19 protein-coding genes are annotated in these 23,228 nt (G+C 67.8%); 5 read left to right on the forward strand and 14 right to left on the reverse strand.

What is annotated here, in order from left to right:
- Positions 1–99: 99 nt before the first annotated feature.
- Positions 100–996 (forward strand): alpha/beta hydrolase, encoded by an 897-nt coding sequence (locus ACSQ9E_RS03175; protein WP_057202546.1) that lies wholly within the window; start codon positions 100–102, stop codon positions 994–996.
- An 18-nt stretch (positions 997–1,014) separates the two neighbouring features.
- Here the strand turns inward: ACSQ9E_RS03175 and ACSQ9E_RS03180 are convergent, their stop codons facing one another.
- Positions 1,015–1,992 (reverse strand): GMP reductase, encoded by a 978-nt coding sequence (locus ACSQ9E_RS03180; RefSeq protein ID WP_057202022.1) that lies wholly within the window; start codon positions 1,990–1,992, stop codon positions 1,015–1,017.
- 228 nt (positions 1,993–2,220) lie between these two features.
- Complete coding sequence (locus tag ACSQ9E_RS03185) at positions 2,221–2,937, reverse strand: hypothetical protein (RefSeq protein WP_436216899.1); 717 nt, start codon at positions 2,935–2,937, stop codon at positions 2,221–2,223.
- Between the two features lie 31 nt (positions 2,938–2,968).
- Here ACSQ9E_RS03185 and ACSQ9E_RS03190 point away from each other — a divergent pair, with 31 nt between their 5' ends.
- Entirely contained in the window at positions 2,969–5,422 is a 2,454-nt protein-coding gene (locus ACSQ9E_RS03190) for a UvrD-helicase domain-containing protein (protein WP_057202548.1), read from the forward strand.
- 145 nt (positions 5,423–5,567) lie between these two features.
- Positions 5,568–5,714 carry a hypothetical protein gene (locus tag ACSQ9E_RS03195; protein WP_436216900.1) on the forward strand — a complete coding sequence of 49 codons (147 nt, stop codon included), beginning with the start codon at positions 5,568–5,570 and terminating at the stop codon, positions 5,712–5,714.
- Between the two features lie 33 nt (positions 5,715–5,747).
- Here the strand turns inward: ACSQ9E_RS03195 and ACSQ9E_RS03200 are convergent, their stop codons facing one another.
- From ACSQ9E_RS03200 to ACSQ9E_RS03220, 5 genes are all read right to left on the reverse strand, one after another.
- Positions 5,748–6,704 carry a Bug family tripartite tricarboxylate transporter substrate binding protein gene (locus ACSQ9E_RS03200; protein ID WP_436216901.1) on the reverse strand — a complete coding sequence of 319 codons (957 nt, stop codon included), beginning with the start codon at positions 6,702–6,704 and terminating at the stop codon, positions 5,748–5,750.
- 230 nt (positions 6,705–6,934) lie between these two features.
- Complete coding sequence (locus tag ACSQ9E_RS03205) at positions 6,935–7,891, reverse strand: Bug family tripartite tricarboxylate transporter substrate binding protein (protein WP_436216902.1); 957 nt, start codon at positions 7,889–7,891, stop codon at positions 6,935–6,937.
- Entirely contained in the window at positions 7,888–8,694 is an 807-nt protein-coding gene (locus ACSQ9E_RS03210) for a citryl-CoA lyase (protein WP_436216903.1), read from the reverse strand. Before ACSQ9E_RS03210 ends, ACSQ9E_RS03205 begins: the two co-directional genes overlap by 4 nt.
- Positions 8,695–8,704: 10 nt before the next feature.
- Positions 8,705–9,598, reverse strand: coding sequence for a dioxygenase (locus ACSQ9E_RS03215; protein ID WP_436216904.1), 894 nt, complete (start codon positions 9,596–9,598; stop codon positions 8,705–8,707).
- Positions 9,599–9,640: 42 nt separating this feature from the next.
- Positions 9,641–10,792, reverse strand: coding sequence for a CaiB/BaiF CoA transferase family protein (locus tag ACSQ9E_RS03220; protein WP_436216905.1), 1,152 nt, complete (start codon positions 10,790–10,792; stop codon positions 9,641–9,643).
- Positions 10,793–10,942: 150 nt separating this feature from the next.
- Here ACSQ9E_RS03220 and ACSQ9E_RS03225 point away from each other — a divergent pair, with 150 nt between their 5' ends.
- The gene (locus ACSQ9E_RS03225; protein ID WP_436216906.1) at positions 10,943–11,863 is read left to right on the forward strand and encodes a LysR substrate-binding domain-containing protein; all 921 of its coding nucleotides are present in this window, start codon (positions 10,943–10,945) and stop codon (positions 11,861–11,863) included.
- A 21-nt stretch (positions 11,864–11,884) separates the two neighbouring features.
- On the opposite strand, the gene ACSQ9E_RS03230 is transcribed toward ACSQ9E_RS03225, so the two are convergent.
- The 5 genes from ACSQ9E_RS03230 to ACSQ9E_RS03250 form a co-directional block, all read right to left on the reverse strand.
- Positions 11,885–13,006, reverse strand: coding sequence for a DUF1513 domain-containing protein (locus ACSQ9E_RS03230; RefSeq protein ID WP_436216907.1), 1,122 nt, complete (start codon positions 13,004–13,006; stop codon positions 11,885–11,887).
- A gap of 1 nt (position 13,007) precedes the next feature.
- Entirely contained in the window at positions 13,008–14,105 is a 1,098-nt protein-coding gene (locus ACSQ9E_RS03235) for an imelysin family protein (protein WP_436216908.1), read from the reverse strand.
- Positions 14,102–15,568, reverse strand: coding sequence for a di-heme oxidoredictase family protein (locus tag ACSQ9E_RS03240; RefSeq protein WP_436216909.1), 1,467 nt, complete (start codon positions 15,566–15,568; stop codon positions 14,102–14,104). The genes ACSQ9E_RS03235 and ACSQ9E_RS03240 overlap by 4 nt, the downstream gene beginning before the upstream one ends.
- Positions 15,569–15,598: 30 nt before the next feature.
- Positions 15,599–16,801, reverse strand: a complete 1,203-nt coding sequence (locus tag ACSQ9E_RS03245; protein WP_057202033.1) for an imelysin family protein — start codon at positions 16,799–16,801, stop codon at positions 15,599–15,601.
- 319 nt (positions 16,802–17,120) lie between these two features.
- A complete protein-coding gene (locus tag ACSQ9E_RS03250) occupies positions 17,121–19,067 on the reverse strand; it encodes a PhoX family protein (protein WP_057202034.1) in 1,947 nt (648 codons plus the stop codon).
- 269 nt (positions 19,068–19,336) lie between these two features.
- Here ACSQ9E_RS03250 and ACSQ9E_RS03255 point away from each other — a divergent pair, with 269 nt between their 5' ends.
- Positions 19,337–21,367, forward strand: coding sequence for a PhoX family protein (locus ACSQ9E_RS03255; protein ID WP_057202035.1), 2,031 nt, complete (start codon positions 19,337–19,339; stop codon positions 21,365–21,367).
- 118 nt (positions 21,368–21,485) lie between these two features.
- Here the strand turns inward: ACSQ9E_RS03255 and ACSQ9E_RS03260 are convergent, their stop codons facing one another.
- Positions 21,486–22,313, reverse strand: coding sequence for an iron dicitrate transport regulator FecR (locus tag ACSQ9E_RS03260; protein ID WP_436216910.1), 828 nt, complete (start codon positions 22,311–22,313; stop codon positions 21,486–21,488).
- Positions 22,270–23,109, reverse strand: coding sequence for a BPSS1780 family membrane protein (locus ACSQ9E_RS03265; protein ID WP_057202037.1), 840 nt, complete (start codon positions 23,107–23,109; stop codon positions 22,270–22,272). The genes ACSQ9E_RS03260 and ACSQ9E_RS03265 overlap by 44 nt, the downstream gene beginning before the upstream one ends.
- Between the last annotated feature and the right edge of the window lie 119 nt (positions 23,110–23,228).

Genomic DNA, 23,228 nt, shown 5'->3' on the forward strand with positions numbered 1-23,228 from the left:
CGCCATCATCGGCGGTTTTCGCGGTGCAGCCTGTCATCGGGCTTGCAGTCGGCGCCACTTGCCAGGATGATGTGGCGCCAGGACGAGGAGAACACACCCATGGCCCTGGACACCAAGACACCACACGACCCCGCCTGGCTGGAGTTGATGTACAACAACCGGGCGCTGGTGCCCGAGCACGTGAACTATTTCGCCCGCTGGGCGAAGGAGTCGGCCCAGGTACGGGCCGACCACCCCTGCGTGGCCGACCTGGCCTATGGCAAGGGCGCGCGCGAGACCCTGGATGTCTTTCCCACTACCCAGCTGCCGCCCGGCTCCGGCAAGGGGGCGCCGGTGCTGGTGTTCATCCACGGCGGCTACTGGCGCGCGCTCGACAAGTCGGACCACTCCTTCATCGCGCCGGCGTTCAACCGTGAAGGTGTCTGCGTGGTGGTGGTCAATTATTCGCTGTGCCCCGGCACCCCGGAGGCACCGGTCGGCATTCCCCAGATCATGCGGCAGATGGAAAAGGCCATCGCCTGGATCTGGCAGAACATTGGGCGCTATGGCGGCGACCCGCACCGCATCACGGTGGCGGGGCATTCGGCGGGTGGGCAACTGGCGGCCATGCTGCTCACCAGCGTCTGGCCCCTGATCGGCAACCTGCCCGACGGCGCGGTGCGCAGCGCCTTGTCGATTTCGGGGGTGCACGACCTCGATCCGCTGATGCACACACCCTTTCTGCAGGAGGCGCTCAAGCTCACCGAGCAGCAGGTGCTGCAGTACAGCCCGGCACGCCTGCAGGCGCCCGGCCAGGGCATGCTGTACTGCGCCGTCGGCGGCGATGAGAGCCCGGAGTTCATCCGCCAGGCGCGGCTGGTGCAGGACGCATGGGGCTCGCATGCCGTGCCGCGCTGCCAGGTGCTGGAAGGGCTGAACCACTTCAGCATCGTCGATGCGCTGGCCAAGCCCGGGCATGACCTGCACCACATGGCGCTGATCCTGCTCAGGGCCTGACCCGCGCCGGGCGGGGGCTCACATCAGCAGGTGCTCGCCCGCGTTGTCGCCGCCCAGGATCACGTAGTTCACCTTGCGGATGTCCATGAGCTTCTTGCCGCCGGCGTAGCTGATGGAGCTTTGCACGTCCTGCTCCATCTCGATCAGGGTGCCCGCCAGCTTGCCCTTGATGGGCTCAAGGATGCGCTTGCCCTCCACGTGCTTGTACTCGCCCTTGTTGAAGTCGCTGGCCGAGCCGTAGTACTCCTTGAACAGGGCACCATCGACCTCCACGGTGTTGCCGGGCGATTCTTCGTGCCCCGCGAACAGCGAGCCGATCATGACCATGCTGGCGCCAAAGCGGATGCTCTTGGCGATGTCGCCGTGGCTGCGAATGCCGCCGTCGGCAATGATGGGCTTGGTGGCCACGCGGGCGCACCACTTGAGCGCCGACAGCTGCCAGCCGCCCGTGCCGAAGCCGGTCTTGAGCTTGGTGATGCAGACCTTGCCCGGCCCTACGCCCACCTTGGTGGCGTCGGCGCCCCAGTTCTCCAGGTCGATCACCGCTTCGGGCGTGGCCACGTTGCCGGCGATCACGAAGGCCGCAGGCAGTTTGGACTTGAGGTAGCCGATCATGTTCTTCACGCTGTCGGCATGGCCGTGCGCGATGTCGATGGTCACGTACTCGGGCGTGATGCCCGCAGCCGCCAACTGGTCCACGGTGTCGTAGTCAGGCTGCTTCACGCCCAGCGAGATCGAGGCATAGCAGCCCTTGGCATGCATATCCTTGACGAACTGCAGGTTGTCCAGGTCGAAGCGGTGCATGACGTAGAAATAACCGTTCTGCGCCATCCAGGTGCAGATGGTTTCGTCCACCACCGTCTTCATGTTGGCCGGTACGACCGGCAGGCGGAATGTGCGCCCGCCCAGCTCCACGCCGGCATCGCATTCCGAGCGGCTTTCCACCTGGCACTTGCGCGGCAGCAAGAGAACGTTGTCGTAATCGAAGATTTCCATGAGATTTCCAAGCTCCATAAGAGGCTGCAGCAAAACGATTTCTGCTGCAGTGGGCGCTTGGCTTGAAGACCGGTCATGCGATTGGAGCCGTGATGGCTGCAACGAACCCTGCTGTGCGCAGGCACAAAAAAACCGGGCAGCAAGAAACTTGGGCCCGGTGATTGATTCTACCCGCGCCAACCGGTGCGGGTATATCCCTACTGTTATCTCTCCAATAGGGAACGGGTTCTAGGGGGCGCAGCGCGACTGTGCTGCATCGATGATCCGCCCGTCCTTGTCCTGCACCCAGCCCACCAGGCGCAGGCGGTCGGTCTTGGCGCCTTCGGGGATGTAGATGGGGCGCGAATCGCGCCAGCCCGAGCGCTCGCCTTTGGACAGGGTGTGCGGGTTGTCCAGCGAACGCTGGTACACGTTGCGCACCAGATGCCGGGCCACGGGCGAGCCCTCGGTGCCCGCCGGGATGGATTCCACCAGCAGCAGGTAGAAGCCCCCTGCATCAGGCCCTGCAGCGGGCGCAGCGCCCCGGGTGGGCACGGGGGAGAAGGCGATCGACGCCCCCAGGTAGTCGTTGATGGCCGGCCCGTGCGACACCCGCAGCCGGCTGCCCTGCACACCCTGCACCGGGGCGGTGTTCACATCCGTGGCCGTGGGCGCCGTGCGGCCCAGGGCGGCCAGCCGCGCCAGGGCATCGCGCGTGGCGGCTGCCGACAGCGGGGCATCGTCGCCCTGCGTGCCGGGCACGATCCAGTCGAGCACCACGGTGCCGGGCGCCTTGGGGGCCGGGGTTGCCTTGTCGGCCCAGCAGCTTTCGCAGTCGGCGCTCACGAAGCGTTCGAACAGCGCGACCGGGCGGGGCACGCCGTCGCTGCTGCAGCTGGACTGGGCTGCGAGGTGGGGGGCATGCAAGGCGAGCAGCATGGCGGCGGCAAGGGCAATGTTTTTCATGGCGGGCGTTGGCGCTTTCTACAATGCCCCCATGTTCCCACAAGACCTGTTCCCGGGTGCACCGGATCCCCTGGTGCCCCCCACGCCCGCTGCACCATCGGCTGTACCGCCCCTGCTGGCCAATCTCAACCCCGAGCAGCTTGCAGCCGTCACCCTGCCGGCGGGGCATGCGCTCATCCTGGCGGGCGCCGGCTCGGGCAAGACCCGGGTGCTCACCACCCGCATCGCCTGGCTGCTGCAGAACGGCTATGCTACGCCCGGTGGCATCCTGGCCGTGACCTTCACCAACAAGGCCGCCAAGGAAATGGTGGCCCGCCTGTCGGCCATGCTGCCCGTGAATGTGCGCGGCATGTGGATAGGCACCTTCCACGGCCTGTGCAACCGGCTGCTGCGCGCGCACCACAAGCCGGCTGGCCTGCCGCAGTCGTTCCAGATCCTGGACACGCAGGACCAGCTCTCGGCCGTCAAGCGCCTGTGCAAGCAGCACAACGTGGACGACGAGCGCTTTCCGCCCAAGCAGTTGGCCTACTTCATCTCCGGCTGCAAGGAGGAGGGCTTGCGCCCGGGCGACGTGCAGGCCAACGACAGCGACACGCGCAAGAAGATCGAGGTCTACCAGCTCTACGAGGAGCAGTGCCAGCGCGAGGGCGTGGTGGATTTTGGCGAACTGATGCTGCGCAGCTACGAGCTGCTGCGCGACAACGACCCGATCCGCGAGCACTACCAGCGCCGCTTCGCGCACATCCTTGTCGATGAGTTCCAGGACACCAACAAGCTGCAGTACGCCTGGCTCAAGCAACTGGCCGGCAACGACAGCGGCGGGCGCTTCGAGGCGCGTGGCAGCGTGATCGCCGTGGGCGACGACGACCAGAGCATCTACGCCTTTCGCGGGGCGCGCGTGGGCAACATGGCCGACTTCGTGCGCGAGTTCGATGTGCAGCAACAGATCAAGCTCGAGCAGAACTACCGCAGCTACAGCAACATCCTCGACTCGGCCAACGCCCTGATCAGCCACAACAGCCGCCGCCTGGGCAAGAACCTGCGCACCACGCAGGGCCCCGGCGAGCCGGTGCGCGTGTACGAGGCCACCACCGACCTGGCCGAAGCGCAGTGGATGGTGGACGAGATCCGGCAGCTGGTGAAGAGCGACAGCTTCGAGCGCAAGGAGATCGCCGTGCTCTACCGCAGCAATGCGCAGAGCCGGGTGATCGAATCGGCCCTGTTCAATGCCAGTGTGCCCTACCGCGTGTACGGTGGCCTGCGCTTCTTCGAGCGCGCGGAAATCAAGCACGCGCTGGCCTACCTGCGCCTCTTGGAGAACCCGCACGACGACACCAGCTTTCTGCGCGTGGTCAACTTCCCGCCGCGCGGCATCGGCGCGCGCAGCATCGAGGTGTTGCAGGATGCGGCACGCGCGGCTGGCTGCTCGTTGCACGACGGCGTGAGTGCCGTGCCCGGCAAGGCGGGCGCCAACCTCTCGGCCTTCGTGGCGATGGTCGATGTGCTGCGTGAGCAGACCGAGGGCATGAACCTGCGCAAGATCATCGAGCAGATGCTGCAGTCCTCGGGCCTGGTGGAGCACTTCCGTACCGAGAAGGAAGGCGCCGACCGCATCGAGAACCTGGAGGAACTGGTCAACGCGGCCGAGAGCTTCGTCACGCAGGAGGGCTTTGGCCGCGACGCCGTGGCCCTGCCGGTGGATGAACTGCGCAACGACCGCCTGGGCCAGAGCCCGGCCAGCCAGGGCCTGGATCCCGATGCGCCGGTTGTGGACGAGCCCCTGCCCGCCGTGGCGGGCATCGTGGACTTCGACACCGGCGAAACGCTGTCGCCCCTGGCCGCGTTCCTGACCCATGCGGCGCTGGAAGCCGGTGACAACCAGGCCCAGGCCGGGCAGGACGCCGTGCAGCTGATGACCGTGCATGCCAGCAAGGGCCTGGAGTTCGATGGCGTGTTCATCGGTGGCATGGAAGAGGGCCTGTTCCCGCACGAGAACTCGGCCAACGAACGCGAGGGCCTGGAAGAAGAGCGCCGCCTGATGTATGTGGCCATCACCCGCGCGCGCAAGCGCCTGTACCTGAGCCATTCGCAGACACGCATGCTGCACGGCCAGACACGCTACAACATCAAGAGCCGCTTCTTCGACGAGCTGCCCGAGGCGGCGCTCAAATGGATCACGCCCAAGCAGCAGGGCTTTGGCACCTATGCGCCCAATGCAGGCAGCAACCCGTTCGGCCAGCGCGACCGCAGCCCCTTCGGCTCCGGCCGCACGGAGCAGTTCGCCAGCCCGCCGGTGCCCGTGCAGAAGGCCGCGCCATCGCATGGCCTGCGCGTGGGGCTGGCCGTGTTCCACACCAAGTTCGGCGAGGGCAAGGTATTGGCGCTGGAGGGCACGGGCGACGACGCGCGGGCCCAGGTGAGCTTTCCGCGCCACGGCACCAAATGGCTGGCGCTGTCGGTGGCCAAGCTGACCATCGTCGATTGAAGAGACGGGCTTTGCGGGCCCGCTTTTGGCGCTCTTTTCTGACAGACAGCGCGGGCATGGGCTTGAAGAATGGAGGTTCCAAGGGGCTGCGCCCGCGCCGTCCGGCGCACGCCCTCCGTCCCGACGGCCAGGGAGGACCCTGCCCATGCTGTTCCATCCATCCCCTATGTCCCGCGCCGCCTTGGCCGGCGTCTGTGTTCTGGCCCTGGCCGGCTGTGACCGGGTGCCCAAGCCCAAGGCCCAGGAGGCTCCGGCCCCTGCTGCCGCTCCGGCACCTGCACCGACCCAGTAGCGCGCTGCCTTTTTCCAGGCAGCGGCGGCTCGTTCAGTCCACCTTGATGTTGCGCGCCTTGACCACGCGGCTGTAGATCTCCGCATCGCGCCGCACCATGGCAGCCATCTCGGTGCGCGTGACGCCCAGGGGCTCGCTGTGCAGCTCCTTGATGCGGCGCGAGAGATCGGGGTCCTTGCTCGCTTCGACCAGCAGTGCGTTGAAGCGGGTCAGGATGGGCTGCGGCGTGGCCGCAGGCGCCCAGATGCCGTGCCAGGACATCATCGAGAAGCCGGGCATCACCTCCGACAGCGTGGGCACATCGGGCAGGGCGGGATGGCGTGTGGGGCCCGAGTAGGCGAGCGCCTGTACCTTGCCGCTGCTGATCAGCTGGTAGCCGGTGGCGATGGGCTCCATCAGCGTGTCCACCTGGCCGCCCATGAGGTCGGCGATGGGGCTGGCGCGGTAGGGCACGTGCAGCATGTCAATGCCGACCTCGTCCTTGAGCGACTCCACGATCAGCTGCGAGGGGCTGCCCGCGCCGTACGAGGCGTGCGAGTAGGTACCCGGCTTGGCCTTGGCTGCCGCCACCAGGTCCTTGACGGTCTTGGCCGGGAACTTGTTGGTGGCGATCAGCACCAGGCCTTGGCGCATGGTGGTGGCCACGGGCACCAGGTCCTTGTCGGGGTCGAAGGGCAGCTTGCTGTAGATGTAAGGGTTGATCGTGAACGCCGTGGACAGGTTGTACACGAAGGTATAGCCATCGGGTGCTGCCTTGGCCACTGCGTCCGACGCCAGGTTGCCGGCCGTGCCAGGACGGTTGTCGATCACCACGGGCACACCGAGCTTCTTGCCCGCATAGTCGCCGTACATGCGGGCGAAGATGTCGGGCGGCGTGCCGGGCGCAAAGCCCACCACGATCTTGATGGGCTTGTTCGGCCACTCGGCCCCCTGGGCCAGGGCCTTGCCGGCCAGCAGCGTACCGGCGGCCAGCACCAGCATCGTTTTCATCACCATTGTTCTGCGCATTCTTGTCTCCTGTTGCGGGTTCATGCCCGCTTGTGTGGTCTGTTCGCTTCGCTCGTTTGCCGCGCAACGCCGCCATGGCGTGCACCGCACCGTGTGGGTCTGTCCGTCACATCGTTGGCATTACTCCTTTCGGGCCGGTCATGGCTGCACCATGACCGCCGCCAATCCCAAGGGGCGTGTTGTTGGGGCGGGCGTGCATGACCTGTTCCGGGCTAGTCCACCTGGGCACCAGAGCGCCGCACCGCTTCGCCCCATTTGGCGATCTCGGCCGTGCCGAAGGTGGTCATCTCCGCCGCGTTCATGGCGGCCGATTCAATGCCCTGTGCGGCGAGCTTCTCGCGCACCTCGGGCTGGGCCAGCACGGCCTGCGTGGCATCCAGCAGAGGCCCGCGCTGCGCGGCGGGCATGGACGTGGGCGCATACAGCATGAACCAGGCGACCAGGTCGAAATCCGCCACGCCCTGCTCGGTCAGCGTGGGCACGTCGGGCGCGGCCGCGCTGCGCTTGGCGCTCGACGCACCCAGGGCGCGCAGCTTGCCCGCGCGGATGTGCGGCAGCAAGGCGGCCGGGTGGTAGAACATGAACTGCACGTTGCCGCCCATCAGCTCGGTGAGCGCCTGTGCGCCATCGCGGTAGGGCACGTGCACGAAGTCCTTCCCCAGGCGGATGTTCAGCGTCTCGCCCGCCAGGTGGCCCGAGGTGCCGTTGCCCGCCGAGGCGAAGCTCACCGATTTGCCACTGGCCTGGCGCAGGTCGGCCACGCCCTTCCACGGCGCGCTGGCCGGCACCACGAGCAGGGTGGGTGTGGCGCCGGCAAAGCCCAGCGGCACGAAGTCGCGCAGCGGCTGGTAGGGCAGCTTCTTGTACAGCGTGGGGTTGATGGCATGCGTGCCCACGGTGCCCATGAGCAGGGTGTTGGCATCGGCGCCTGCACGCGCCACCATCTCGCTGCCGATGGTGCCGCCCGCACCGGGTTTGTTCTCCACGATCACCGTCTGCCCGAGCTGGCGGCCCAGGGCCTCGGCCAGCACCCTGCCCACGATGTCGGTCGAGGTGCCGGCGGCAAAGGGCACGACGAGCTTGAGGGGGCGGCCGCTGCCCTGGGCGCTGGCACTGGCGGCCAGCAGCGCCAGGGTGGTGGCGGCAAGGATCTGCCTGCGCTGCGTCATGCTGCTTCCCCAAAGCCATCGGGCAGGCTGCCCTCGTACTGCAGTTCGCGCGTGGCCTGGTAGGACAGCGCAAAGCCGCTCGGCGTCTCCGCCTCTTCGGCCAGGTGGGCGATCAGCCCCGCCGTGCGCGCCAGGATGGGCACGCCCCGCAGCGACGCTACCGGAAAGCCCACGCCCATCAGCACCGCAGGGATCGCGGCCGAGACGTTCAGCCGCAGCTCCTTGCCGACGATGCCGGGGATCACCTTCTCCAGCGCCAAGGCGATCTGCACATAGCGCAGGTCGGCGCCGGCCTCGGTCGCCACGGCGATGAGCCGGCCCACGCGCGGGTCCACCTCCTTGTGCAAGGGGTGGCCATAGCCCGGAATGGAGCGGCGCGCGGCCTTGAGCTCGCTGACCACGGCCGTGGCCGCATCGTCGAGCGTGGCGCCGGCATCGACCCGCGCCGCCACGTCGGCGAACATGCGGCCCGCCGTTTCCGATGCGCCCAGGATCACCGAGCCGCAGCCCAGGATGCCGGCGGCCACCGCACCCTGCAAGGCATCGGGCGCGGCGGCAAAGGTCATGCGGCTGGCCTGCACGCTGGGCACCAGGCCGTGCTCGGCGATCGCCACCAGGGTGGCGTTGAGCACCGCGCTGCAGGCCGCGTCGGGCCGGCGGCCGGTGAGCAGCAGAAAGAAGTAGTCGGCGAACGAGATGTGGCCGATCAGGTCCTGGCACAGGTCCTCGCCGCGCACGACGATGGTGTGCTCGTTGGAGGTGCAGATGGCGGTGCGCGGGACGGTGGATTTTCCGATTTTCATGGAGCGGCTTTCAGGCGTGTTGCGGTTCGAGGCGGAAGTCGTAGTGCGCCGACCACCAGGGCGCGGCCTGTGCCGTACCGTCCGGCGCCTGGCCGGCGGGGTGCTGCTCGAAGTCCACGATCAGGCTGGGGCGCACGCCGAACACTGCGTCCGACTCGATGTAGGGGCTGCCTGCCACGAAGAGGTGGGTGGTGACCGGGGCATGCCCAGTTGCGGAGACCATCATGTGGATGTGGCCGGGCCGGTTCGGGTGGCGGCCCATGCCGTCGAGCATGCGGCCCACGGGGCCGTCCACCGGCACGGGGTAGAAGCTCGGGCGGATGGACCAGAACCAGTAGCGGCCCTGGTCATCGGTGCGGACGCGGGCGCGCGCGGCCATGCCCGAGCCTTCCACCTGCATGTCGTACACGCCTTCGCCATCGCCCGACCAGATGTCGAGCAGCGCGCCCGCCAGCGGCTGGCCGTGCGTGTCGGTCACGCGGCCACTGTAGAAGGTGGGTTCGCCCTTGACGCCTGCGGACAGGTTGGCGCCCAGCGGCAGCTCGGGTGCGCCCTCCCAGTAGTAGGGGCCTTGCACCGTGGCCTCGGTGGCTTCTGTCATGCGCTGGCTGCCCTTGGCGTGGGCGGTGGCACGCAGTTGGTCGAGCATCACCACCATCATCGAGGCGCCCAGCGTGTCCGACAGCAGGATGAACTCCTGGCGTTGGCCGGTGCAGGCCTTGCCCACGGCGGTGAGGAACTCGATGCCCTGCATCCATTCCTCGGGCTTCAGGTCCACTTCGCGGATGAAGGCATGCAGGTGCGTGACCAGCGATTCCATGATCTGCGCGAAGCGCGGGTCGCTGGCGTCGTCCAGGCGCTGCAGCACGGCCTGGGTCAGCTCGTTTTCATTCGATGGGGTCATGGGTTCTTGTCTCCTTGTCTTTTCTTGGGGTCGGCTGGCGGGTCAAAGCGCTTGCCCGAGCCGCTGGCGTATGGGTCCGACGATGGCCGCGTTGTCGGCCCCCAGCATGGGCGGCGCGGTGACTTCCAATGCGCGCTCGCCGTCGAAGCTCACCGGCGAGCGGATGGTGCGCCACTGGCCGCCCTCGGGATGGGGGGCGCTCACTTCCAGCTGCAGGTGGCGGGCCTGGGGGTCTTCCATGGCTTCGCGGGTGTCGTACATGGGCGCGTGGGGCACGTCCTCGGCTTCGAGGCGCTCGCACCAGGTGGCGCGCGTCTGTTCGCGGAACAGGCCGCCGAGCAGCGTGATCAGGTCCTCCTGGTGGGTGATGCGCGCCTCGCGCGATGCGAAGCGCGGGTCGTCGAACAGGCGCGGGCGCTCGATGGCGTTGGCCAGGCCCTGCCAGAATTTTTCGGGCGAGGACATGTGCAGCGCGATCCACAGGCCGTCGGCGCATTCGAGCACGTAGGACTGCGAGACGCTGGGCCGGCTGTAGGGGCCCATGACCTCGTCTTCCGAGAAGTAGTGCGTGAACGCATCGAGATTGAAGTGGCACATGGCCTCGAGCATGGACACCTCGACCTTGCGGCCAACGCCCGTGCGGCCGCGCTCGACGATCGCGCCCAGCACGCCGTAGGCAGCGTAGAAGCCGGTCATCGCATCGGCCAGCGCCGGGCCCACCACGCGCGGGTTGGCGGGGTTCACCAGCAACTTGAGGAATGCGCTGGCGGCCTGGGCCACGGTGTCGTAGGCCGGGCGGCCTGCGGCCGGGCCGGTCTGGCCGAAGCCGCTGATCGCGCAGTACACCAGGCGCGGGTTCAGTCCGCGCAGCCGGGCCTCGCCCGCGCCCAGCCGGTCGGCAGCGCCGGGGCGAAAGTTCTGGATGTAGACGTCCGCATCCTTGACCAGCTCGTCGAACACGGCTGCGTCCTCGGGCAGCTTGGGGTTGAGCGTGATGCTGCGCTTGTTGCGGTTGTAGGTCTGGAAGTGCGGGCTGTAGAGGCCGCCGCGGAACGCGCGGAACGGGTCGCCCGCGCCGGGCTGCTCGACCTTGATGACCTCGGCCCCCAGGTCGGCCAGGAACATGCCTGCCGCCGGGCCCGTGATGAACGTGCCTTGCTCCAGCACCTTGATACCGCTGAGGACTTTGTGCACCTCGTTGTCTCCTTGTGGGTCTCTGGCCGCCTGGACTTCAGGGCGGTCTTGTGGGTTGCAGGCGACTGTAGGGGGCGTACCGACTTCCTGGAAATGATTGTTTTTCATGGTTACCATCGATGGCATCGATCAACCACCGGTGGCACCGCCATGGAACTGAGGCACCTGCGCTACTTCATCGCCCTGGCCGGCTCGCTCAACTTCACGCGTGCGGCCGAGCGGCTGCATGTCACGCAATCGACGCTATCGCACCAGATCAAGCAGCTCGAAGAGGAGATCGGTGCGGCGCTGTTCGACCGCGCAGGCAAGCGCGTGGCGCTGACCGGTGCGGGCGACGAGTTTCTGCACTACTGCACCAAGGCCCTGCACGAGATCGACCTGGGCCTGGGTGCGCTGCGCCAGAACGGCTCGGAGGTGGCGGGCGAGCTGCACATCGGCTCCACGCACACCTTCAACCTGGGCTTCATCCCGGGCTGCATCGCCGCCTTCCACGAGCGCCATTCGCGCGTGAAGGTGGTGGTCGAAGAACTATCGGCTGACCATATCGCCGCGCGCCTGCAGCAGGGCACGCTGGACCTGGGCATCGCCTACCGGCCTGCTGCACCCGGGCCGCTGCAGTTCGAGCCGCTCTACAACGAAGAGATGGTGCTGGTGGTGGCCAAGGGCCACCCGCTGGCGCGGCGCAAGCGTGTGCGCATGGTCGAGTTGCACCGCATGCCCATGGCCCTGTTGCCGGCCAGCTTTGCCACGCGGCAGATGCTGGACGAGTGCTTTCGCTCCTGCGGCGCCGAGCCGCAGGTGGTGGCCGAGATCAACACGCTTGCGCCGATGATGGACCTGGTGGGCAAGACGCAACTGGCGTCCATCGTGGCGGCCAATGTGGTGTCTCCGCATTCGGGGTTGGTGGTGGTGCGGCTGGAAAGCCCCACGCCCGTGCGCACCCCGGGCATGCTGTGGTCGCCCGTGGCGCGCGAGTCGGCACCCACGCGCGCGTTCTCGGCCATCGTGCGCAAGCTGGCGCTGCGCAGCAGTCTCAAGGACGTGGCCCAGCGCGCAGGCCGGGCGGCGTGAAATGCCAGCCCCTGGGGGGTGTCAGGCGAACCTTACCCAGTGGTTGTCCATGCGCGCGCCCGTGAGCTCCTTGGCGTGCGCATGCGTGAGTGGATGGGTGGAGCGCGCGTCTTCGAGCGAGTGTGAAACCCCGGCTGCCCACAGGCGGCCGCTGCCCACCGCCAGTGCGCAGACCTCTTCCAGCCCCACCAGGCCGCGCCACTGCCCATCGGGCGTGAAGGTGGCCACGCCCTGGCTGCGCGGGCAGCTCACGGCCCAGCCCTCGGCGGTGCTGGCGATGCTGCCGCCATAGCCGGCCATCGACTGGCCGGCGGGGCACAGGCGCAGCGCTTTGCCATCGAACAGCGCAAGGATGGGCGCGGCCGACTTGTCGGCCGCCTCGCCATGCTCGGCCTGCAGGGCAATGCCCAGCACCGTGCGCTCGGCGTTCCAGGCCAGGTGGCGCAGGCTCAGGCGCGCATCGGGCAGGCGCCACTGGCCCTGCAGTTCGCCGCTGTCGCCGTGCAGCCGCACGATGCTCGAATCCATGGTGTGCAGGTCGCGCTTGGTGCGGCCGGTTTCGGGCGCGGTGGGCACGCCGCCATTGGCCACGATCAGTGACGGCCTGGCGCCTTTGTCGGCCGGCGCCCAGATCAGCTCGTGCGCGTCAATGCCCTGGGTGGCCCACTCGTCCACCGTCTCCAGGCTGCGCGCATCGCGCCGGGCAACCAGGCTGGCGCCTGTGTCCATGTCGGTCTCGGTGGTGTAGAGATAACGGCCGTCGGCGCTGGCTATCGCATGGCCGTTGAAGGAGCGCGTGGCATCCACCCAGTGCCATTGGGCCTTTCCGGCGGGCTGGCCTGGGTGCCAGCGCACCAGCCAGTCACCGGGGCGGCGCGCGGTGGCGACCATGCTGCCATCGGGCAACTGGGCCAGGCCGTGGGCGCGCGTGGGCACTTCCAGTGCCTGGCGCACCCGCAGGGGCGAAGGCCCGCCGGCCTGCGCGGCCAGCAGGCCGATGCGGTAGCTGCCGTCGGCCTGCTGCCAGGCAGCCAGCAGTTGCATGGCTGCCGCAGCGGCGGGGGTTGCGTGGGTTGCCAGCGGCATCGCCGCCAGACCGCCCATCAGCCACAGGGCCTGGCGGCGGCTCAGCGTGGCGTTCACCTCAATCTCCATCGGCGTCCGAGAAGCCGATGCTCACCTGCAGCGCGGGCGCGATTTCGGCCTCGGCCAGGCGCTTGAGCGCAGCCAGTTCCCTGGACGCCTGCAGCACCCGTTCGCCCCCGGCCTTGCCGGTGGCGCCGGACTGGTCGACGGCCTGAAGCGCCTTGTCCACGCGCTGCGTGGTGGCCAGCAACTGGTCGGCCAGCGGGTTCAGGCCGCGGCCACGCAAATAGGTCTCCAGCGGCACCAGGGCCTCGCCGGGCGTGGGGGGCGGGGCGCTTTCGGGCAGCACGGCCAGGGTGCGCAGGGCGTTCCACTCGGCCTTCCAGGCGGCAGAAGCCTGGCCGCTGGCGGCGCGGGGGTACTCGGGCGGGCGCGTGCCCTGCGCGGCGCGCAGCGGCTTTTCCATGTGCGCCCAGCGCAGGCGCTCGATGCCGCCCACCCACTGGTTGATGAACTCGCCCATGGCCGTGGTGGAGCGCTCCTGCTCGTCCTCGGCCGCCCAGTCGGTGCCGGCTGCGGTGTCGAAGGCGCTGGCCACGGCCATGGCTTCGCGCTCGATGTCCAGGGCCACTTCCACCGCATAGCCGCAGGCCGGTGTGCCGGGCGCCACGGGTTGCGTCCACAGCAGCCATTCCAGCGCTGGCAGGCCCTTGGCGGGCGTGCCGATGCGCTCGAAGGCCTGGGCACCTTGGGGCTGGGTCTTGATGGCGCGCTCGATCAGTGCCGGGCGCGTGGGCGCGAAATCCATCTGCCGCTGGGTGCGGCGCGCGATCACCGGGCCCACGGCCACGGCGCCCAGCGTCTCCCAGGCCATCATGCTGCGCTGCCAGGCGCTGCGGGCGCCGGTGAGGGCGGCGGCCGACTGACCGGCAGGCGCCTCGCACAGCGCCCGCACGGCCGGTGCCAGCGCCTGTGCGGCAATGGCCAGCTCCTGCGCGCGCGGCTTGCCCCAGTGGCTGTACAGGCTTTGCAGCGCGTGCGTGGTGTCGTAGAAGGGCACGGCGTTGCGCTTCCAGCCGGTCTGGGCCTGCGCCGGGAGCAGCAGGGCGCCCAGGGCCAGGGCGGTCACCAGTGCGCGAAAGGAGGGGTGTTTCATAGCGACTCCACGAACTTGACCAGCGCATCGCGCTCGGCCTTGTTCATCTTGAGAACCTTGTCCTTGGCGGCCTCGGCCTCGCCGCCGTGCCACAGCACGGCCTCGAGCACGCCGCGGGCGCGGCCGTCGTGCAGCAGCCGGGTGTGGCCGTTCACGTCCTTGATCAGGCCCGTGCCCCACAGCGGCGGCGTCTTCCACTGCCGGCCATTGGCGGCGAAGTCGGGCCGGTTGTCGGCCAGGCGTTCGCCCATGTCGTGCAGCAGCATGTCGGTGTACGGCCAGATGCGCTGGCCCGACAGGGCCTTGCTCGTCAGGTGCGGGAAGGGGCCTTCCTTGGTGACATAGCTTGGGCGGTGGCAGGTGGCGCACTGGGCATTGGCGAACAGCGCCTGGCCACGCACGACCTGAGCGTCCTTGGGGTTGCGGCGTGCGGGCGGTGCCAGCGTGGCCTGGTAGAAGACCACGTCGTCGAAGGTCTTGTCGTCGATCTCCACGCCCGGCTGGCCCTGCGCCGCGGCGCTCTTGCCGCTCGGTGCGGCCAGGCAGTCCTTCTGAGTGGGGGTGCAGGTCTCGTTGGCGAAGTGCTTCGAGGTGATGCCCATGTCGCCCTGGAAGGCGCCGCCGGTCTGGTGCGCGATGGTCGCGACGTTGCCCTTCCAGCCGAAGCGGCCGAGCATCATCTGGCCCGAGGGGGCGTCCCACACCCGGTTGGGCACGCCCTTGATCGGGCCTGCGGCAGCACCCTGGTCGGCCGCGTTGGCCAGGATGTCGGCCTCGGCAATGGCTTCGAGCAGGCCCACGCCGATGATCTGCGGCGCAATGCGCGGGCTCGCCATGATCCCTGCGGCCATGGGACCGTAGCCCAGGTCGGCAAAGCCGTAGTGGGGGTCGAGCAGTTCGTAGGGTGTGCCGTCGGCGAACTTTCCTTTGACGGTCTTGTAGCGCAGGGTCACGCGGCCCTCGGGCTTGACGCCCTGGACAGCCGCGTTGTTGAACTGGTCGCCGTACACCGGGTCGTGCTTCGGGCCGCCATGCGCGTCCGCGCCGGGAATGGACAGGCGGATCAGCAGGGCCACCGCCGGGTCCTTGGTTTCGCCCAGGCGGTTGAAGATGGCTGGCGGTTCACCCCGGCCGTCCTGAACGTGGCAGCCGCCGCACGAGCGCGCGATGAAGTGCGGGCCCAGGCCGTCGCGCGCCTTGGTGGAGGCCGGTGCCTCGACCCAGTTGCGGCGGAAGAACGAATTGCCGATCACGAAGCGCGTGCGCTCCGCGTCATCGAGGTTGGCGGCCGGGAAGGAAAAGGCATTGCGGCCCGTGGCGAACACCGTGGTGTTGCCGCCTACCTTCTCGCCGAGTGGGTCGGCGGGGGTGTCGGCCATGAGGCCGCCCAGGGCCGCAAGGCCGATGCTGGCAATCGCCAGGCGCGTGGCGCGCCGGCGGTCAGGGGCTTGCAAAAGCGACATGGAACGAAAGGAAAGCGCAGGCGGGGAGCCTCAGGGTTGGACCAGCGTGAGCTTGGTGATGCCGATGGCGTTGGCGGCTTCCACAAGATCCTTGCTTTGCTGGGTCAGGCTGTCGATGGTCTTCTGGATGCGCTGGCGGCCCGGTGCATCCTTGCCGCCGATGATCTCACGGTCGAATGGTGCCTGGATGGCCTCGGCCGCCGCCACCGAGGTGGCGATCTGCTGGGTGGTCTTGTCGGCCAGGGCCGGGTTCTTGGCGGCGACCAGGTCGCGCAGCGATGCGCCCTTGACCTTGCTTCCGTCGGCGCGCTGGTATTCGCCCAGCCACACGTTCTGGATGCCCTTGGCATTGGTCACGGCGTCGCGGTGCGTGTTGTCCGAGAAGCACGAGTGCTCGTCTTCCTGGTCCTGGCTGTTAAGCGCCACTTCCAGGCGCTCGCCCGCGAGTTCGCCGCGCGAGAGCGAGCCCAGGCCCACCAGCATCTTGCGCACCGACTCCATGTTGCCCTTGGCGAACTTTGCGCGGTAGTTGGCCTTGGCATCAGGTGCCCACGACTTCACGAGGAAGCCCAGGTCATCGACCAGCAGTTCGGTCACCACCGTGAGGTACTGGCGGCGGCGGTCGGCATTGGGCTTCTTGCCGTCCACGAAGTCCTCGAAATTGCGGTTGCCCGGGCCGGTTTCGGACAAGTCCTGGCCCCACAGCAGGAACTCGATGGCGTGCCAGCCGGTGGCGATGTTCTCCTCTCCGCCGCGCTCGTTCTGCGCCGCCAGCGCCTTCTTGGTGATGGCGATCTTGCGGTTGTTGATCAGGCCGGCCTTGGGCTTGCCTTCGACGCTGTCCACATACGATTCGTCCATGGGCCAGGCGTTCATCTGGCCTTCGGGGCCCTTGTCGTCGTCGATGGGGCCGCCGTAGAAGCGAAAGGCCTCCGTCTGGCCGTAGAACTCGCGTGCGGCCAGCCAGGTCTTGCGGGCCTCGGCCAGGGTTTCGGCCGACGGCTGGGCGGTGAAGGCCTTGATCGCCGCCTGCATGGCTTTGGCGCTGGTCAGGGTGTCTTCGTAGTTGGCATGCACCAGCGTGGCGTACTGCGCCGCCACTGCGGCGGCCGTCACCGCCTGTTGTGCCTGAGCGGACGTGCCCTGTGCCTGCGCCACACCCAGGAAGCCCAGGGGGCTGGCGGCGATCAGGGCCGCAGCCAGGGTGGTGGTGTGCAGTAGCGTGGTTTTCATGCGTTTCTCCTCAAGAACGAAGACGGGTGACAAGGCAGACCTGCCTGGAGCCGCCCGGGCTGGCCGGGGCCAGGCCGGGAATCCGGTGGGCGTGATGGGGCGAAAAGGCCCGAAGTTCAAGGATGCATCGCGGTGCCGCACCCCTGGATCGCAGTGATTATAAGAATGGGATGTATTTGCATTGGTGCAAAAGGGCATTGGGCCTGCGTGTGCCATGCGGCTCCCCTGTGGGGGTGCCGTCCACGAAAAACGGGGTCCCGCATGGCTGCGGGACCCCCTTGGTGGCTGCGCCCGGCGCAGCCGTTGCAGAACCGGAAGATCAGCCCAGGCGTGGCTGCTTGGGCGTTGCCGTGAGGTAACCCACGGCGGCGCCGGCCTTGTTCTTGTAGTTGGCGATGATCAGCGGGTCCAGCGTGGGCTTGACCACGCTGTGGATGGCGCCCCAGTCACCGGCGTGCTGGAAGTTGCTCATGATGTAGGTCCAGCCGTTGATTTCGTCCACGGCATGCAGGCCGGTGGATTCGCCGCCGGCGGGAATGGACATCAGGCGCGACAGCTGCTTGGTGTCGATGTTGTAGGCCCACAGGAAGTTGTTCACGTGCTGGCTGCTGTCTTCGCCGATGAACAGGGTGCGCATCTTTTCCGAGAACTTGAGGTTGTCGGGGTTGCCGATGGTGTTCGGGTTGGCGGTGTTGCCCAGGGCGTCGGAGGCGATGTCTTCGCCAACCAGCAGCGCCTTGGTGTCCACAGGCATCCACTCGCTGTTGATGTTGGCGCCCGCAGTGTCCTTCTGGCCGCCGCGCAGGTTCAGGGCCATCACGGCACCGGCGTTGATGGCCTTGGGCACGGACACGCCGTTGCCCGCCACGTTCAGGGCATTGCCGGCCACCATCGAGGTCTGCACGTTCTGCAGGGCCGAGTAGGCGATCTTGTCCTTGGCGTTGACCGTGGTGCCTTCCATCTTGGTAAAGCCCATGCTGGCGCCCACGAAGGCGGCGTAGCGGTGGGTTTCCAGGAAGGCGGCGGCCTTTTCCATGCCGGGCTTGAGCTTGATCCACTCTTCCTTGCCGTTGGACACGATGCGGGTGTAGCTGGCATCGCTCGGGTTGGCGGTGGCCACGGTCATGATGTCGGTGGGCTTGAGCGTGTTCGCCAAGGCTTCGATCTCGGCGCTGTTGGCCGAGCCGAGCTTGATCCAGGTCAGCGGTGCGCCGGCAGTGGCCTTGGCATCGACGGTGAAGCCGGCGCCGACCTTGGCGGCATACAGCGTACCCGAGGACAGGTCCTTTTCCTTGTCGGCCACGAACACGAAGTAGGCGCTGTTGGTAGCGTCGTCACCCATCAGCGCGGTGCGCTGGTCGGGCATGACCTGCACCAGCTCGTGCGAGATGCGGCCCATGCAGAAATGCTTCTTGATGCTGGCGGTGCCGTCGGGGTTGACCGTCACTTCGGGCATGTGGCCGTAGTGGTAGGGGTTGGCGCGGCTCGCGTCGCCGTACAGGTTCTTGGCGTAGGCCTGGAACTGGGTGTTGCTGGCGACGGTGAACGCATCGGGTTCGTACTCTTCGCTCGACAGGTGGGTGCCCCAGGGCGACAGGCTGGCGCCGCAGGTGATCCACAGGCCGTGCACCTTGGAGGTGTCGACGTTGTGGTACTTCACCAGGCTCAATTTGCCGGTGTTGGGATCCTGGTCCAGCGTGAGCACGGCGATGGGCGAGGGCAGCTTGCCGTACATGTCGGTCTTGCCGTCCTGGGCCCAGGTGGTGTATTCGAACTGCACCACGGCGAACACGTGGTTGCCCTTGACGCCGTCGACCTTGGCGTTGGGCACGGTCAGCAGCGAGGTGCCGTCCGGGGCATCGGAGAAGAACTGGCGGTCCTTGCCGGCCACCGTGGTGTCGATGATGGGCTGGTTGTTGATGTCGAAGTAGCTGCCCGCCAGGATCTGGCCGCCCTTGACGTTGGGCACCGAGTCGCCGGTGATGAAGAAGGGCTGGTAGGCCAGCGCGTAGCTCTGCACCGAGCCGTCGCTCAGCGTGACCTGCATGGTCGAGCCCACGGTGTTCGTGGCCATGGCCGCCGGGTTGGCCAGCGTGGGCGCGGCCATCGAGGTGAACGCGGTGGACACATAGGACGCGCCGTCATCGCCACCGCCGCAGGCGGTCAGCAGCGAGGCAGCGATGCCGCCTGTGCCCAGCGGAAGCAGGGGGATGCCGGCCAGGAATTGGAGGGCCTGGCGGCGCGAAGGGGTGGACGCAGAGGTCATTGGATTGCAGCTTCCGTGGTTTGTTATATGGGTTTTATGAAGAGAGGCCGCTGCTCGCCATGCAGGCATGGCAGGGCAACGGGCCGCTCTCTTGGTGCTGGATGCTAAGAACACTGTGTGACAGGCATTTGACGGTGCCGTGGCGGGCTGCCGGCCACACCCTCGAATCGCCCTGCGCGCCGAGTGCTCTTGCGTCACGGATCGGTCATATGCGATTTCTAGACTGCCGACTCCCATGACTTATCAATACCTAGAGGAGTGCGGTTTTCATGAGCAAGACTATTTCTGACAAGGTCGTTCGCAACGACGCTGGCAACACCCCTTTCAGTGCCATCCTGGACGTCCACCTGTCGCGCCGCACGGTCACGCGCGGTGGTCTGAGCGCAGCGCTGGCCCTGCTGACCGGCACCAGCCTGTCCGCCTGCGGCGGCAGCGACGACGAGCCGCTGAAGCTGGGCTTCAGCTCGCTGGCCAATTCCATGACCGACGCCTGCGTGGTGCCTGCGGGCTATGTGGCCCAGGTGCTGGGTGCCTGGGGCACGCCGCTCAACGACAGCGCCGCCGAGTGGGACAAGGACGGCAAGAACAGCTCCAAGGACCTGCTCAACTCCACCGGCATGCACCATGACGGCATGCATTACTTCCCGCTGGACGGCAGCTCCAGCGAAGGCCTGCTGGTGGTCAACCATGAGTACATCGACGAGAAGGCGCTGCACCCCGCAGGCCCCACCACGGTGAACAGCAAGCGCCCCGCCGAAGAAGTGCGCAAGGAAGTCAACGCCCATGGCGTGGCCGTGATGCACATCCGCAAGACCGGCAGCGCCTGGGCCATCGTCAAGAACTCGCGCTACAACCGCCGCTTCACCTCGGCCACGCCGATGGCCATCAACGGGCCGGTCGGCGGCACCGACTGGGTCAAGACGCCGTATTCGCCCACGGGCACCACGGTGCGCGGCACCAACAACAACTGCGGCAACGGCACGACCCCCTGGGGCACCTACATCACCGCCGAGGAAAACTGGGCGGCCTGCTTCGTCAACACCAATGCATCGAACCAGCCTGCGCACCAGGTGCGCGTGGGCGTGCCCACGGCCGCCGGCCGCTACAAGTGGGAAACCGCCGCCGGCGACGCCACCGAAGTGCAAGGTGAATTTGCCCGCTTCAACGTCACGCCCAGCGGTACCAGTGCCCTGAACGACTGGCGCAACGAGGTCAACGGCTTTGGCTACCTGGTCGAGATCGACCCCTACGACCCCGCCAGCGTGGCCACCAAGCGCACGGCCATGGGCCGCTTCGCCCATGAAGGCGCAGCCTACGGCAAGCCCGAAGCGGGCAAGCCGCTGGCCTTCTACAGCGGTGACGACTCGCGCTTCGAGTACATCTACCGCTTCGTGTCGGACGCCAATTGGGATGCGGCCGATGCCCGCCGCAGCGACCGCCTGGCCGTGGGTGCCAAGTACCTGGACAAGGGCACGCTCTACGTCGCGCGCTTTGGCGACGACGGCAGCGGCACCTGGCTGCCGCTGACGCTGGCCAGCGTGGGCAAGGACGGCACCCGCCTGGGCGACAAGTACAAGACGATCGACGAGATCCTGATCAACACCCGCGCCGCAGCCGACTTCGTGGGCGCCACGCCCATGGACCGCCCCGAGTGGACGGCCGTGCACCCCTCCAACGGCGATGTGTACGTGACGCTGACCAATAACACCAGCCGCAACGCCACCACGGGCACGAATGCGCCCAATCCACGCCTGAACAATGCCAACGGCCACATCGTGCGCTGGCACGACACCCCGGGTGCGAATACCTTCAAGTGGGAGATCTTCGTGTTCGGCTCCGAGGCCGGCGCTGCCGCCGACACCAACCGCTCGGGCCTCACGGCGCTGAACCAGCTGGCCAGCCCGGACGGCCTGGCCTTCGACGACCGCGGCATCCTGTGGATCCAGACCGACAACGGCATCGACGGCGGCCGCAACAATGCCGTGGCGCGCTCCACCAACGACCAGATGCTGGCCGTGATCCCCGGCGCCATGACCACCGACAGCAAGGGCACGGGCCCGGTCATCAATGCCCAGAACCAGGGCGACCTGCGCCGCTTCTTTGTGGGCCCGAACGAAGCCGAGATCACCGGCTTCGCGTTCACGCCGGACTACAAGACCATCTTCCTGAACATCCAGCACCCGGTGAACTGGCCGGCCTACGGCACGAGCGACGCCACGGTGGCCGCCTCGGGCACCGTGCGTCCTCGCTCTTCCACCGTGGTCATACAGAAAGCAGACGGCGGGCCCATCGGCGTCTGACAGGGCGTTTTAGGCGCTTTTTCGCAGCAAGCCTTTGCAGGCTGTCACGCGCAGGCGTGGCAGCCTTTTTTCATGCGCGCCTGCCTGGCGGCAGGCTTGCCAATGGGTCGGGGGTGCTTCAGTAGTCGGAGCCATACGGCGACGGCGGCCGTGCGCGCGAAGAGGGTCCGGGGGCCGGTGCTGGTGGCGTGGTGCCGCCGCTGCCGCCAGGTGCTGCAGGGTAGGTGATCTGCCCGCTGCCATCCTTGCTGCCCTTGCGCCCGGCGATCTGCCAAGCAGTGCGCTGGTCCACCAGGCGGGCCAGGAACTCCAGTTCCTCGTCCGTGTGGTTGATGGCGCCGGCCGGCGTCAGCATGCGGCCGTTGCGCGGCGCGACCTCGGCCCAGAAGGCTTGGTGGTAGGAGGCCTGGCTGACGACGGATTCGCCCCCGGCCGCAATGTCCACCGTACCGTAGCAGTTGCAGAAATAGCTGCGAAAGTCCTGTTCAGGGAACACCTCGGCATACACCCCCGTGCCGCGGATGCCCGCCGTGGCCGTGGGCATGACCACCTGGCGCTCGCTGCCCCGGCCCCACACGCTGGCCACCGCACCGGTCAGCAGGCGCAGCACTTTCACGGCCATGGGGGTGTCGCCTTCCAGCGAGATGCGGGTGTTCTGGCGCACCATGAAGGCGTCCTTGCCGACGGTGAAGACCACGGTGGAGCCCGGCCCCGTCTCGATCCGGTCACCAGGAGCGATGGCTTCGCCCGCCGCCAGGGCCTGGCCGTTGCGGCGCACATCGCCGCGCATCTCCACCACGTTGCGGCCTTGCTGCGCATGCGCCGCAGTGAACCCTCCAGCCGCCGTCCAGGCGGCAGCCGCCTGCAGCAGGCTGCGCCTCTGGTACCAGACGACTTCGTCCTCAGTGCGGCCCTGGAGTTGGTGTGGGTGCTGGCTGTTCGTCATGGGATTCCTCCGGCGAGGGTTTGGCGGGCGGTTCGAAGCAGTCGCGGAACGTGAACACGATGGAGGTGAAGAACATCGCCGCCAGCATCATGGCCGTGCCGACCATGATGCCACTGGCGGCTGTGCCCAGCCCGGCCAGGGCAATGAGGCCCGACGCAAGGGCCACTACCACGCCAGCCACGAGGAAGATGCCCATCCAGCCCAGACCGAACACGAAGAAGGCGCCGAAGTTGCGCACACAGGCCACCAGGCTGAAGAACAGGGCCTTCACGGGCGGCACCCCATGCCAATGCACCAGCCCGGGTGCATGCCAGAAGGTCAGCGACAAAGGCAGGTACAGCAGCATCGACAGCCACATGGCGCCCTGGAACGATGCGCTTTCGGCCACCTCGCGCGTGAGTGGCGCGCCCCCCAGGTAGACGCTGGCGAACTGGCCGCCGTCGATCAGTGCCGACAACCCCATGATGGACAGGAAGCCCACGGCATACAGCGCGCCCAGCACCAGCATGTCGCGCAGGCGCTGCTGGCCGGTGCGAAAGGCCACCAGCAGCACGGCGGGCGTCGGAAAGCGCCCCATGGTGGTTTCGGCCGCTGCCACCATCATGGCCAGCGTAGCCGAGGGCAGCAGGGCCAGCGCAATCGCCGGGCCCACCAGCGGGACCAGGCTGGCCAGCGACATGGCGGCCATGGTCATGAAGAACAACGCCGCCAGTGCCATGGGTTGGCGCCAGAACGACCGGATGCCGAGCTTGACCCAGGCGATGCCGGTGCGGGCGGGAACGATGTGGAGTTTCATGGATGCAGGGGCGGATCAGGAGGGGACCCGCGCCATCGGGCCTGGCTTCTGGGTGGGGGAGATGGCGCCTAATTTACCCCAGCGGACCATGGCGGGGGCCATGTGGGGGCATGCGAAAG

This window comes from Acidovorax sp. LjRoot118 (assembly GCF_964253575.1).
Classification (GTDB): domain Bacteria; phylum Pseudomonadota; class Gammaproteobacteria; order Burkholderiales; family Burkholderiaceae_C; genus Acidovorax.

What these genes read in the sequence shown, in the direction of transcription:
- ACSQ9E_RS03200 (WP_436216901.1), bottom strand. Translation starts at nt 6,704, where the DNA reads ATGAAAACGATGCTGGTGCTGGCCGCCGGTACGCTGCTGGCCGGCAAG.
- ACSQ9E_RS03190 (WP_057202548.1), top strand. Translation starts at nt 2,969, where the DNA reads ATGTTCCCACAAGACCTGTTCCCGGGTGCACCGGATCCCCTGGTGCCC.
- ACSQ9E_RS03185 (WP_436216899.1), bottom strand. Translation starts at nt 2,937, where the DNA reads ATGAAAAACATTGCCCTTGCCGCCGCCATGCTGCTCGCCTTGCATGCC.
- ACSQ9E_RS03215 (WP_436216904.1), bottom strand. Translation starts at nt 9,598, where the DNA reads ATGACCCCATCGAATGAAAACGAGCTGACCCAGGCCGTGCTGCAGCGC.
- ACSQ9E_RS03195 (WP_436216900.1), top strand. Translation starts at nt 5,568, where the DNA reads ATGCTGTTCCATCCATCCCCTATGTCCCGCGCCGCCTTGGCCGGCGTC.
- ACSQ9E_RS03255 (WP_057202035.1), top strand. Translation starts at nt 19,337, where the DNA reads ATGAGCAAGACTATTTCTGACAAGGTCGTTCGCAACGACGCTGGCAAC.
- ACSQ9E_RS03235 (WP_436216908.1), bottom strand. Translation starts at nt 14,105, where the DNA reads ATGAAACACCCCTCCTTTCGCGCACTGGTGACCGCCCTGGCCCTGGGC.
- ACSQ9E_RS03260 (WP_436216910.1), bottom strand. Translation starts at nt 22,313, where the DNA reads ATGACGAACAGCCAGCACCCACACCAACTCCAGGGCCGCACTGAGGAC.
- ACSQ9E_RS03225 (WP_436216906.1), top strand. Translation starts at nt 10,943, where the DNA reads ATGGAACTGAGGCACCTGCGCTACTTCATCGCCCTGGCCGGCTCGCTC.
- ACSQ9E_RS03250 (WP_057202034.1), bottom strand. Translation starts at nt 19,067, where the DNA reads ATGACCTCTGCGTCCACCCCTTCGCGCCGCCAGGCCCTCCAATTCCTG.
- ACSQ9E_RS03245 (WP_057202033.1), bottom strand. Translation starts at nt 16,801, where the DNA reads ATGAAAACCACGCTACTGCACACCACCACCCTGGCTGCGGCCCTGATC.
- ACSQ9E_RS03210 (WP_436216903.1), bottom strand. Translation starts at nt 8,694, where the DNA reads ATGAAAATCGGAAAATCCACCGTCCCGCGCACCGCCATCTGCACCTCC.
- ACSQ9E_RS03240 (WP_436216909.1), bottom strand. Translation starts at nt 15,568, where the DNA reads ATGTCGCTTTTGCAAGCCCCTGACCGCCGGCGCGCCACGCGCCTGGCG.
- ACSQ9E_RS03265 (WP_057202037.1), bottom strand. Translation starts at nt 23,109, where the DNA reads ATGAAACTCCACATCGTTCCCGCCCGCACCGGCATCGCCTGGGTCAAG.
- ACSQ9E_RS03175 (WP_057202546.1), top strand. Translation starts at nt 100, where the DNA reads ATGGCCCTGGACACCAAGACACCACACGACCCCGCCTGGCTGGAGTTG.
- ACSQ9E_RS03180 (WP_057202022.1), bottom strand. Translation starts at nt 1,992, where the DNA reads ATGGAAATCTTCGATTACGACAACGTTCTCTTGCTGCCGCGCAAGTGC.
- ACSQ9E_RS03205 (WP_436216902.1), bottom strand. Translation starts at nt 7,891, where the DNA reads ATGACGCAGCGCAGGCAGATCCTTGCCGCCACCACCCTGGCGCTGCTG.